We start from the raw sequence: 12,297 nt of genomic DNA on the forward strand, positions 1-12,297 counted from the left end.
TATCCGCAACGCACTACGCCTGGGTCGATGCCAACCAGCGTAAACGACATGTGGGTCAACGTTGTTCAGTGTCGCTTTGGCGTGCTGCTGGTCGACGTCCAAGCAAAAGCGGCAACGTCTTGTCGAGGCTTTCCGCCAGCATGGCGCGCACGCCGTCGCGCAGTGCGGGGTTGTCGGCGGCATCTTCAGGGCGCGTTGGAAACGATTCTGCGGGCAACTCGCGATAAGGGCCGCCGACGAGCTTGCCCAAAAACCTCTGCACCGCCAGCGAATGATCCAGGTTGATCAGTGCAGAGCTCTGTCTGACGATGGCAAAGGCGCGCCCGTCAAAGATACGGATAAACGCCAGGGCGTGGAGAAAGATGCGACGCCCGAGCACCACATCCTGGTTGAGGATGCCGAAGCCGCGGACCGTATAGCTTGATGACCCGATCGGACTGATTGCATTGAGGATCTGGATGTAGTGCCGGCAATTCGTTCCTTTCACGGCCTCGCGCATGTATCCGGCCAGCTCCGCGTTGGGATCGCGGACCAACCTATCTTTCAACGTGTCCTTTGACTCATCGTGGGGAGGAAATTTCGCCGGATTGTAGGTGATTCTCAGAACGGACGCGCCGGCAGGGATCGCGGCGCGAGTCCGCGCGAAGATCAGATCGCTCAGTCCCCAGCCTGGGATCGGGACCACCGTCTTCTTGTTCTGAAATATGGTCAGGCCGGTCGTCTGCACGGTGAACTCATCGCCGGTGGTGATGACGACACCGAAGTCGCACGAGCCGCCGGCCACGGGAGCGGGCTTGCCCGTCGCTTCACGCCGCGTGGTCAGCTTGCCATTGGCTTGTTTGACGGTTGGTTGTGCCGTCTCCCATTGGGCTTGTGCCGGCGCCTGAGTTGAAAAACACCACAGGATGAGCGTAATGACGAGCAGCCGGGCGATCATGCTGAATGCGACTGTGTTCGCAGGCGCAGCCAAACTTGATCCTTTGGCGCGTCGTGTCGACAAAGGCGCTTACTCTTCCTTTAGATAGCCGGGGAGGTTCCGGTCGAGCCTTTCTACGACGAGCGCACGCGTTCTCTCGCGCAACGCCGCGTTGGTCGAAGCTGTCTCGGGCGGATCTGGGAACAGTGAATTGTCGAGCTTCGTGATCGGGTCTTCAAACAGACGCATGCTTGTGGCGAGATTCGCGCCGATATCCGTAAGGGGGCGCTTGATCTGTTCGTAGCTGCGGCCGTCAATCAGCGTGATCGCAACATTGGCGAAAAGGTGTGAGTGCCGAATCAAGCTGCCGAGCCCCTGGTTGTAGGTGCCGATCCCGTTCAGCGTCATGTTTGAGTTCGGCAGCTTCGTCTTGAAAGTGGTTGCGACGAGATAGCGATCGCAATTCGCATTCGCGGTGAACCCCTTCACGATCACCGGCAGAGTCTCTTTGGGGTCCGGGATGAAGATCGCCTTCGCATGATAGAAGGGATCGAAGGCGCCCTTGGGATAAGCGATCCTGCGTATCGAGGAATCGTTGTTCGTTGCCGCCCGCACGCGCGCGAAAACGAGATCATCGAGGCCCCAGTCGATCGGGGCCTCCTTTGCTTCCGCCTCGAAGATTGTCACGCCGAACTTCTGTACGGAGTAATGCTCGCCGATTACCGAGATTACGCCGAGACGGCACGGACCGCTGTTCATCTGCTCGGCTGGTTTGACTGCCGCAGCTTTCGGCTTCGTCGCCGCTTTCTTGACGGTCGGCTTTGAGGGAGGCGTGGGTGGCGCGGTGGTTGCAGGAGGAGTTTGAGCTGCTGCCAGAGCTAGAGAAGACAGCAAAACGATCGCGGAAGCAGCAAATCGAATCATGGATTCCAGGGCATCAGCAGCGGGAGAATATCGATCACGCCACCCTAGATTAGGACGGTGACAACCGCAAGCTGCACCCGGAGGTCGTGGTCTATCCGGTTGGTCGCTGCCGCTTCCACCGGTAATATTTCATCATGAACCCGTTCGCTGGCTCGATCTCTTCCTTCTCGAACACAAAACCTTCGCGCTCGTACCAGCGCCAGGCTTTTTCGTTCTCGCGCACGCAGCGCAGGTGCATCTCGTCGGGCATTTGCGTGCGCGTGAAGGCGAGCAGCTTTCGCCCGAGCGATTGCCCCTGATAGGCGGGTCCGACGAACAGCATGTCGAGATAGAGTTTTGGCACATGCAGCGCCAGCATGGCGGCGATCGTGCCGCGATCATCGGCGACGAACAGGCTCCATCCGTTCTCGATCTCGCGTCGGATGCGCGCGCGGAGATTGGCGAGCAGAAAGTCGCTGGCCTCGCCGAGGCCGGTCGAGACCCAGCTCTCCATCCAGACGCGGCCGACCTCGTCGTATTCGTCGGCGCGGGCGAGGCGGATGATCGGATGCGACATCGGAGCCTCAGGCCCGCTGGCTGCGCACAGGCGGGCGTGCGCGCACCTTGCCGGCCGACAGGCACACCACTTCGGAGATTTGCAGCAGCTGCCGCGCCAACGGGCTGGTCTTGCGCCAGACCATGCCGATGGTGCGGGATGGCTGCGGATCGAGGAAGCGCGCGAGCGAGACCGACGCCGATCGCGTCTCCACCGGCACGGCCATCTCCGGGATCAGCGTGACCCCGATGCCGGCGCTGACCATCTGGACCAGCGTCGACAGCGAATTGGCATCCAGCATCTCGCGCGGCGGCGCCGACTGCATGTTGCAAAACGACAGCGCCTGATCGCGGAAGCAGTGTCCCTCTTCGAGCAGCAACAGCCGCATCTCGCGCATCATCTCGCGCGACGGCGCCGGGGTCCCCTCATCCGCGCTCGGCCGGACCAGCAGGAATTTCTCCTCGAACAGTGCGACCTCGGTGAGCGAAGGCTCGGACACCGGCAGGGCCACGATGGCGGTGTCGAGCCGCCCTTCCACCAGCTCCTGGATCAATCGCGGCGTCATGGTCTCGCGCACGCGGATGTCGAGCTCCGGATGCATGCGCGTGAGATTCTTGGTGATGGTGGGCAGCAGATACGGCGCGATCGTCGGGATCATGCCGATGCGCAGGCGACCGGCGAAGCGATCCTGCGAGGCGCGGGCGAAATCGCCGAGCTCATCGACCGAGCGCAAAATGTCGCGAACGCGTTGCGCGAGCTCCTCGCCGAACCGGGTCAGCGCCACCTGCCGGGCGCTGCGCTCCAGCAGCAGGCCGCCGAGCGTCTCCTCCAACTCCTTGATCTGCATCGACAAGGCCGGTTGCGAGATGGAGCAGGACTCAGCCGCGCGGCCGAAATGGCCGTGACGCGCCAGGGCGTCGAAATACCGGAGCTGGCGCAGCGTCAGGTTTATCATCAGAAAATCCTATCGCAGCGATCATTAAAGTCAACTTTACCTGATAGGACGCGACGCTTAGAGTGGTTCTACCTGGTCAAGGGCGCGAGTTCGACGCCACCAGAGGAGGTATTCATGGACGACACTTCGAAGTGCCCGTTTTCGGGTGGAAAACGCGTGCCAGCGAACCGCGATTGGTGGCCAACTCAGCTCAGCATCGAGATGCTGCACAAGAATTCCGGCCTGTCCGATCCGATGGGCGACGAATTCGACTATGCCAAGGAATTCAAGACGCTCGACCTTAACGCGGTCGTCAAGGACCTGACCGCGCTGATGACGGACTCGCAGGAGTGGTGGCCCGCCGACTTCGGTCACTATGGCGGTCTCATGATCCGTATGGCCTGGCACAGCGCGGGCACCTACCGCATCACCGATGGCCGTGGCGGCGCCGGAGCCGGCCAGCAGCGTTTCGCACCACTCAACAGCTGGCCCGACAACGCCAACCTCGACAAGGCGCGCCGGCTGCTGTGGCCGATCAAGCAGAAATACGGCCGCAAGCTCTCCTGGGCCGACCTGATGGTTCTCGCCGGCAACGTCGCGCTGGAATCGATGGGCTTCAAGACCTTCGGCTTCGCCGGCGGCCGCGCCGACGTCTGGGAGCCGGAAGAGCTCTACTGGGGTCCCGAAGGCACGTGGCTGGGTGATGAGCGCTACAGCGGCGAACGCCAGCTCGCCGAGCCGCTCGGCGCGGTGCAGATGGGCCTCATCTACGTCAATCCGGAAGGCCCGAACGGCAAGCCGGACCCGGTTGCCGCGGCCAAGGACATCCGCGAGACCTTCGCCCGCATGGCGATGAACGACGAAGAGACCGTCGCGCTGATCGCCGGCGGCCACTCCTTCGGCAAGACACACGGCGCCGGCGATCCGTCGCTGGTCGGTCCGGAGCCGGAAGCGGGCGCGCTCGAGGATCAAGGCCTCGGCTGGAAGAGCAAGCACGCTTCGGGCCTCGCCGGTGATTCCATCACCAGCGGTCTCGAAGTGACCTGGACGGCGACGCCGACCAAGTGGAGCAACAACTTCTTCGAGAACCTGTTCAACTACGAATGGGAGCTTACGAAGAGCCCGGGCGGTGCGAACCAGTGGACCGCCAAGGGCGCCGACGCGATCATTCCCGATGCCTTCGACAAGTCGAAGAAGCATCGGCCGACCATGCTGACCACCGACCTCTCGCTGCGTTTCGACCCGGCCTACGAGAAGATCTCGCGTCGCTTCCTGGAGAACCCGGCTCAGTTCGCGGACGCCTTTGCCCGCGCCTGGTTCAAGCTCACCCATCGCGACATGGGTCCGATTCAGCGTTATCTCGGCCCGCTGGTGCCGAAGGAGACGCTGATCTGGCAGGATCCGATTCCGGCCGTGAATCACGAGCTGGCCAGCGAGCAGGACATCGCGGCGCTGAAGAGCAAGATCCTGGCCTCGGGTCTGTCGGTCTCCGAGCTGGTCTCGACCGCCTGGGCGTCCGCCTCGACGTTCCGCGGCTCCGACAAGCGCGGCGGCGCCAACGGCGCGCGCATCCGTCTTGCCCCGCAGAAGGATTGGGAGGTGAACCAGCCGGCTCAGCTCTCCAAGGTTCTGGGCAAGCTCGAAGCGATCCAGAAGGACTTCAACGCGTCTTCAGGCGCGAAGAAGGTCTCGCTCGCGGACCTCATCGTGCTCGGCGGTTCTGCCGCGGTCGAGAAGGCCGCCAAGGATGCCGGCGTCGACGTCAAGGTCGGCTTCACGCCGGGCCGGATGGACGCCTCGCAGGAGCAGACCGATGCGGAGTCCTTCGCTCCGCTGGAGCCGCGGGCCGATGGCTTCCGCAACTTCATCGGCAAGCGGCATCAGTTCATGCAGCAGGAAGAGGCGCTCGTCGACCGCGCGCAGCTTCTGCGGCTAACCGGGCCCGAGATGACGGCGCTCCTCGGCGGCCTGCGCGTGCTCGGTGCCAACGCGGGCAATTCGAAGAACGGCGTCTTCACCTCCAAGGTGGGAACGCTGACCAACGACTTCTTCGTCAACCTGCTCGACATGAGCACGCAATGGACGCCGGCGGCCGACGGCACCTACGAGGGGCGCGACCGCAAGACCAACGCCGTCAAGTGGACCGGCACGCGCGTCGATCTGATCTTCGGCGCGCACTCGCAGCTCCGCGCCTACGCCGAGGTCTATGCCACCTCGGACGCCAAGGAGAAGTTCGTGAAGGACTTCGCCAAGGCCTGGACCAAGGTGATGAACCTCGACCGGTACGACATCGCGGCGTAAGTCGCTGCACCTCTCCTGCTTGCGGGAGAGGTGCAAGTCACCCCGGGGCGGACACAAACAAAAAGGGCGGCCTTTCGGCCGCCCTTCGTGTTTCTGATGTTGCCGAGCGCTTACTCGCCGGCCGCTTCGCGCGGGGCCTTCTCGCCGTCGCCGAGCTTGCCTTCGAGGTCTTCGCCGGTGGTCTGGTCGACGACCTTCATCGACAGGCGGGTCTTGCCGCGGTCGTCGAAGCCGAGCAGCTTGACCTTGACCTTGTCGCCTTCCTTGACGACGTCGGAGGTCTTCTGCACGCGCGACGATGCGAGCTGGCTGATGTGGACGAGACCGTCCTTGGAGCCGAAGAAGTTCACGAAGGCGCCGAACTCCATCACCTTGACGACGGTGCCGTCATAGATCTGGCCGACTTCCGGATCGGAGGCGATCGACTTGATCCACTTGATCGCGGCCTTCATGGCCTCGCCATCGCTGGACGCAACCTTCACGGTGCCGTCGTCCTCGATGTTGACCTTGGCGCCGGTCTTCTCGACGATCTCGCGGATCACCTTGCCGCCGGTGCCGATCACTTCGCGGATCTTGTCGGTGGCGATCTTGAAGGTCTCGATGCGCGGCGCGTATTCGCCGAGCTCGGCGCGGGCGTTGGTCAGCGCCTTGGACATTTCGCCGAGGATGTGGATACGACCATCCTTGGCCTGACCGAGCGCGACCTTCATGATCTCCTCGGTGATGCCCTCGATCTTGATGTCCATCTGAAGCGAGGTGATACCTTGCTCGGTCCCGGCGACCTTGAAGTCCATGTCGCCGAGATGGTCCTCGTCGCCGAGGATGTCCGAGAGAACCGCGAAGCGCTTGTCTTCGAGGATCAGACCCATCGCGATACCCGCAGTCGGCCGCTTCAACGGCACGCCGGCATCCATCAGCGCGAGCGAAGCGCCGCAGACCGAAGCCATCGAGGACGAGCCGTTCGATTCGGTGATCTCCGACACCACGCGCGTGGTGTAGGGGAATTCGTGATGCGGCGGCAGCACCGGGTGGATCGCGCGCCAGGCGAGCTTGCCGTGGCCGATCTCGCGGCGCTTGGTGCCACCGAGGCGACCGGTCTCACCGACCGAGTAGGGAGGGAAGTTGTAGTGCAGCAGGAACGTCTCTTTGTACGTTCCCGACAGCGCGTCGATGTATTGCTCGTCCTCGCCGGTGCCGAGCGTGGTCACGACCAGCGCCTGGGTTTCGCCGCGGGTGAACAGTGCCGAGCCGTGGGCGCGGGGCAGCACGCCGACTTCTGCGATGATGTTGCGCACGGTCTTGCTGTCACGACCGTCGATGCGCTTGCCGGTGTCGAGGATGTTCCAGCGAACGATCTTGGCTTCGAGCTCCTTGAACACGCCGCCGATGCGCAGCTTGTCGTATTTCGGCTCCTGCCCTTCGGGGAAGTAGTGGGCAATCACCTTTTCCTTGACCTTGCCGACCGCGGCGTAGCGATCCTGCTTGACCGGAATGGCGTAGGCGGCGCGCAGTTCCTGCTCGACGAGGCCGAGCATTTCCTTCTCGAGCGCCGAATTGTCGATCACGGTGACTTCGCGCGGCTCCTTGGCGGCCTTCTCGGCCAGCTCGATGATCGCGTTGATCACCGGCTGGAAGTGGCGGTGACCGAACATCACGGCGCCGAGCATGATGTCTTCGTTCAGTTCCTTGGCTTCCGATTCGACCATCAGCACGGCGTCGGCGGTGCCGGCGACGACCAGGTCGAGCTGGGTGTCGACCATCTCGTCGAGCGTCGGGTTGAGGATGAACTCGTCATTGGCGAAGCCGACGCGTGCCGCGCCGATCGGGCCCTTGAAGGGAGCGCCCGACAGGGTCAGCGCAGCGGACGACGCCACCAGCGCGACGATGTCAGGGTCGTTCTCCATGTCGTGGGAGAGTACGGTGACGATCACCTGGGTCTCGTTGCGCCAGCCGTCGACGAACAGCGGACGGATCGGACGGTCGATCAGGCGGGAGACCAGCGTCTCCTTCTCGGTCGGACGGCCTTCGCGCTTGAAATAGCCGCCGGGAATGCGGCCCGCGGCGTAGGTCTTTTCCTGGTAATCGACGGTCAGCGGCAGGAAATCGACGCCTTCGCGCGGCGACTTCGCGGCGACGACGGTGGCGAGAACCACGGTCTCGCCATAGGTGGCGACGACGGCGCCATCGGCCTGGCGGGCGATCTTGCCGGTTTCCAGCTTGAGAGTGCGTCCACCCCAGTCGATCTCGACCGAATGCTTATTGAACATAGATGTCTTCTTTCATGGGTTCTCGAAAGAAGGACGGCTCGAAAAACAAAAACCATGCGCAAGATTGCGGGGCGCTGATCGAAGCGGGTGATCAGCGTCCTGCGATCCTGCCATGGTTTTTGGATTTCGGATGGCGTCCATCCTTTCGGGTCATACGGGCGCCTTGCCCGTTGTGCCCAGCCGCCGGATTGCTGCTGGACTGTCAGTCGGCACGAATGCGAACACCGAATTGCGATCTTCGCTCATCATGCCCGGATGCTGGCCGTCAACGGCCCGCATCCGACGTGCACGCAACCTCGATCAAAAAGCTTAAAATAAGCGCTTTCGTTCGAAACCACGTGCGAAAACGCGCGCCGTTGGCGCGCGCAAGAACTCTTAGCGACGAATGTTGTGCTTCTCGAGCAGCGCCTTGTAACGCGCCTCGTCCCGCTTCTTGAGGTAGTCGAGCAGCGAGCGGCGGGTCGAGACCAGCTTCAAGAGGCCGCGACGCGAATGGTTGTCCTTCACGTGGGTCTTGAAATGGTTGGTGAGGTTGTTGATGCGTTCCGACAGGATCGCGACCTGAACCTCGGGCGAGCCGGTGTCGCCGGCCTTGTTGGCATTCGTCTTGATGACTTCCGCTTTGCGTTCTGCGGCAATCGACATCGTCAATTTCTCTCGTTGCGACCGGGGCTGGCAGTCAGGCCGGTCAGGTTGAACACACGCTTGGGGATGATTTCGCCATTGCCGACTTCAGCAAGCGCGAGAAGACGGCCTGCCACCGTGACATAGACTGTGCCGCTACAAGTGGGCGCATCCCGTCCGCGCAACAAAACGGCCTGGCCCCGATGGAGCCTTGCCGCATCAGCCCGAGTGACGGCCAGTGCCGGGATGTCGTCCAGCGCGGTCTCAACGGGCATAAGCGCGTCCGCGAGGCTACCCTCGCCGGACGCGGCTCTATCGCACAAAGCCTCCAGCTGATCCAGCGGAATCATGTCGTTTTCGCCAAATGGGCCGACCAGGGTCCGCCTGAGCGCGCAGATATGGCCGTAAGTGCCGAGAATCCGGCCCATATCGCGGGCCAACGCCCGGACATAGGTGCCCTTGCCGCATTCGGCCTCGAACACGGCTCGGTCGTTATCCGGTTGATCCACAAGGGTTAAATGGTGAATTTCGACCGGACGGGCGGCCAGTTCCACGACCTCGCCGTCGCGGGCGAGGTCGTAGGCGCGCTCGCCCTGGACCTTGATCGCGGAATAGCGCGGTGGGATCTGCTCGATCACCCCGGTGAAGCGGGGCAACAGGGCCAGGATGGCCTCGCGGGTCGGACGCTGGTCGGAGGTCGCGGTCACCCGGCCCTCGATGTCGTCGGTGTCGCGCTCCTCGCCCCAGCACACCGTGAACTGGTAGCGCTTGCGGCCGTCCATGACGAAGGGAACGGTTTTGGTGGCTTCCCCGAGCGCGATCGGCAGCCCGCCCGAGGCGAGCGGATCGAGCGTGCCGGCGTGTCCGGCGCGCTTGGCGTTGAACAGGCGCTTGAGCACCGCAACCGCCTGCGTCGAGGTCATGCCGATCGGCTTGTCGAGCACGACCCAGCCATGGACGTCGCGCCGGTCGCGGCGAACCTGGTTGCCCTTCTGCCTGGCATTGGCGCGCGGATCGTTGTTGACGCGGCGCGGCTCCTGATGCGGCTGAGAATCGCCGCCGATGTCCGCAAAATTATTTTTCTGCACGTCGCGCTGATCGGCCTGTTCGCCGCTGATCGTGTCGTGAGCCGGGTCCATGGTCATCGTTCTTCTTCCCGATCCGTCTCCGGATCCTGTTCCAAATCCTGTTCGAGGTCCTTCTGAACTGCAGGTGTTCGCAAAAGCTTCTCGATCCGTTCCGCTTCGTCGAATCGTTCGTCGACGCGGAAACGAAGATCAGGTGCAAATTTCAGGTTAACGCGCCGCGCGACCTCGCCGCGCAGAAACTTCTTGTTGCGTTCGAGCGCAGCGATGACGACCGCGGTGTCGTGGCCACCGAGCGGCATCACATAGACTGTCGCGAGCTTCAGGTCGGGTGACATCCGCACCTCCGGCACGGTGATGATGTGACCTTCGAGATCCGCATCATGCACATTGCCTTGCGCCAGAATATCGGCCATCGCGTGGCGAACCTGCTCGCCGACGCGCAACTGACGTTGCGAGCCTCCGCCGGGTGCGGAATTTTTTTTCTGATGATGGCGTGGCATCTCGAAAATCACCTCGTCATGCCCGTGTTTGGGACACGGGCATTGTCATTTGTCCTGTTGAAACGAAGAGGGGTGGATGGCCGGAAAAATCCGGCCATCGCACTCCCGCAATTTCAGTTCAAAAAAGATCCGGGCGCTTCGGTAAGATTTGGACTTACAGGGAGCGCTGGATCGTCTCTACGCGGTAACACTCGATCACGTCACCGGCACGCATGTCGTGGTAGTTCTCGAAGGCCATGCCGCATTCCTGACCGGACTGGACTTCCTTCACTTCGTCCTTGAAGCGCTTCAGCGTCGACAGCTTGCCTTCGTGCACGACGACGTTGTCGCGGATCAGGCGCACATTGGCGCCGCGTTCCACGGTGCCGTCGGTGACGCGGCAGCCGGCGACCTTGCCGACCTTGGAGATGTTGAAGATCTCCAGGATCGCGGCATTGCCGAGCATGGTTTCGCGCAAGGTCGGCGCGAGCAAGCCGCTCATCGCCTTCTTCACGTCGTCCACGAGGTCGTAGATGATGTTGTAGTAGCGGATCTCGATGCCGTTGCGCTTGGCGGCCGCAGCGGCCTCCTTGTTGGCACGAACCGAGAAGCCGATGATCGCGGCGTTGAAGCCTTCGGCCAGCGTCACGTCGGATTCCGAGATACCGCCGACGCCGGCATGCAGGATGCGGGCTGCGACCTCGTCGGTACCGAGCTTCTCCAGCGAGCCGAGGATTGCTTCCAGCGAGCCCTGCACGTCGGCCTTGATGATCAGCGGGAATTCCTTGCGGCCCGCGGTCTTCAATTGCGACATCATCTGCTCGAGCGAGCCGCGCATGCCGGAGATCGAGGCAGCCGCGTTCTCGCGCTTCTGGTGCGCACGGTAGCTGGTGACCTGGCGGGCGCGGGCTTCGTTCTCGACCACGGCGAGACGATCGCCGGCTTCCGGCGGACCGTTGAAGCCGAGCACTTCGACCGGCACCGACGGACCGGCTTCCTGCACGGTCTCGCCCTGATCCGAGATCAGCGCGCGGACGCGGCCCATCTCGGCGCCTGCGACGATGATGTCGCCGACCCGGAGCGTGCCGCGCTGGACCAGTACGGTCGCGACCGGACCGCGGCCGCGGTCGAGCTTGGCCTCGATCACGGTGCCCTCGGCCGGCCGTTCCGAATTGGTCTTGAGGTCGAGGATATCTGCCTGGAGCGCGATCATCTCGAGCAGCTTGTCGAGATTGGTCTTGTTCTTGGCGGACACTTCGACGTCGACGACTTCGCCGCCGAAGGATTCCACCTGCACCTCGTGCTGGAGCAGCTCGGTGCGCACGCGCTCGGGCTTGGCGTCGGGCTTGTCGATCTTGTTGATGGCAACGATGATCGGCACCCGCGCCGCCTTGGCGTGGTTGATGGCTTCGATCGTCTGCGGCATGACGCCGTCATCGGCCGCAACCACCAGCACGACGATGTCGGTCACCTTGGCGCCGCGGGCGCGCATCGCGGTGAACGCGGCGTGGCCGGGCGTGTCGATGAAGGTGATCTTCTTGCCGCTTTCGGGCGACAGCACCTGATAGGCGCCGATATGCTGGGTGATGCCGCCGGCTTCGCCGGAGACGACGTTGGCATGACGGAGCGCGTCGAGCAGCGAGGTCTTGCCGTGGTCGACGTGACCCATGACGGTCACCACGGGCGAGCGGGTCTCAGTGTCGGTCGAATCGTCGGTGGCGTCGAACAGACCTTCTTCAACGTCGGACGCAGCAACGCGCTTGACGGTGTGGCCGAGCTCCTCGGCAATGAGCTGCGCAGTGTCGGCGTCGATCACGTCGGTGATCTTGTGGATCGCGCCCTGCTTCATCAGCATGCGGATGATTTCCACCGCGCGCTCGGCCATGCGGTTGGCGAGCTCCTGGATGGTGATCGCTTCCGGAATGACCACCTCGCGGATGAGCTTTTCCTTCGGCTCGTTCGCGGCATGGCCCTTCAGGCGTTGGGTGCGGCGGCGGAACGAGGCGATCGAGCGCTCGCGCACGTCGTCGGCATTGAATGCGGTCACGACCGTCAGGCGGCCGCGCTCCTTCTGCGGGCCGGGCTTGTGGGTGGGCTTGGGGGCTACTACGGGACGCGCGGCGCCGCCGGGGCCGCGGCGGATCTGGCGCGGACCATCGTCCTCGTCCGGGCCGGCAGCAACCGCGGGAGCGCGGCCCAACGGGCCACCTGCCGGTCTCGCTGTGGTCG

The 12,297-nt window shown here is 63.3% G+C and carries 10 protein-coding genes; 1 reads left to right on the plus strand and 9 read right to left on the minus strand.

The genetic code is table 11. The annotated features are described in order from the left end of the window. Positions 1-55 precede the first annotated feature (55 nt). The 4 genes from XI04_RS29680 to XI04_RS29695 all read right to left on the minus strand — a co-directional run bounded on the left by XI04_RS29680 (position 56) and on the right by XI04_RS29695 (position 3,330). Entirely contained in the window at positions 56-937 is an 882-nt protein-coding gene (locus tag XI04_RS29680; RefSeq protein ID WP_085967967.1) for a hypothetical protein, read from the minus strand. A gap of 69 nt (positions 938-1,006) precedes the next feature. Next, positions 1,007-1,840 (minus strand): hypothetical protein, encoded by an 834-nt coding sequence (locus tag XI04_RS29685; protein WP_271623871.1) that lies wholly within the window; start codon positions 1,838-1,840, stop codon positions 1,007-1,009. 91 nt (positions 1,841-1,931) lie between these two features. Continuing rightward, positions 1,932-2,396, minus strand: a complete 465-nt coding sequence (locus XI04_RS29690) for a GNAT family N-acetyltransferase (RefSeq protein ID WP_028139502.1) — start codon at positions 2,394-2,396, stop codon at positions 1,932-1,934. 7 nt (positions 2,397-2,403) lie between these two features. Beyond that, positions 2,404-3,330: a hydrogen peroxide-inducible genes activator gene (locus XI04_RS29695; RefSeq protein WP_028139503.1), complete on the minus strand. Its 927-nt coding sequence runs from the start codon at positions 3,328-3,330 to the stop codon at positions 2,404-2,406. 114 nt (positions 3,331-3,444) lie between these two features. Between XI04_RS29695 and katG the strand changes: the two genes are divergently transcribed. Further along, the gene (gene katG, locus XI04_RS29700) at positions 3,445-5,610 is read left to right on the plus strand and encodes a catalase/peroxidase HPI (protein WP_038949447.1); all 2,166 of its coding nucleotides are present in this window, start codon (positions 3,445-3,447) and stop codon (positions 5,608-5,610) included. Between the two features lie 110 nt (positions 5,611-5,720). On the opposite strand, the gene pnp is transcribed toward katG, so the two are convergent. The 5 genes from pnp to infB all read right to left on the minus strand — a co-directional run. Then, on the minus strand, positions 5,721-7,877 hold the full coding sequence (gene pnp / locus XI04_RS29705) for a polyribonucleotide nucleotidyltransferase (protein WP_271609478.1): 2,157 nt from the start codon (positions 7,875-7,877) through the stop codon (positions 5,721-5,723). Positions 7,878-8,252: 375 nt separating this feature from the next. Beyond that, the gene (rpsO, locus tag XI04_RS29710) at positions 8,253-8,522 is read right to left on the minus strand and encodes a 30S ribosomal protein S15 (RefSeq protein WP_008131787.1); all 270 of its coding nucleotides are present in this window, start codon (positions 8,520-8,522) and stop codon (positions 8,253-8,255) included. A gap of 2 nt (positions 8,523-8,524) precedes the next feature. Then, positions 8,525-9,646 (minus strand): tRNA pseudouridine(55) synthase TruB, encoded by a 1,122-nt coding sequence (gene truB / locus XI04_RS29715; RefSeq protein WP_271611360.1) that lies wholly within the window; start codon positions 9,644-9,646, stop codon positions 8,525-8,527. Then, positions 9,643-10,089 (minus strand): 30S ribosome-binding factor RbfA, encoded by a 447-nt coding sequence (gene rbfA / locus XI04_RS29720; protein ID WP_018319415.1) that lies wholly within the window; start codon positions 10,087-10,089, stop codon positions 9,643-9,645. The genes truB and rbfA overlap by 4 nt, the downstream gene beginning before the upstream one ends. A gap of 154 nt (positions 10,090-10,243) precedes the next feature. After that, positions 10,244-12,297, minus strand: a 2,054-nt coding sequence (gene infB / locus XI04_RS29725) for a translation initiation factor IF-2 (protein ID WP_271623872.1), incomplete at its 5' end; no start/stop codon positions are given.

This window comes from Bradyrhizobium sp. CCBAU 11430 (assembly GCF_028128855.1).
In the GTDB taxonomy this organism is placed as follows: Bacteria; Pseudomonadota; Alphaproteobacteria; order Rhizobiales; family Xanthobacteraceae; genus Bradyrhizobium; species Bradyrhizobium ottawaense.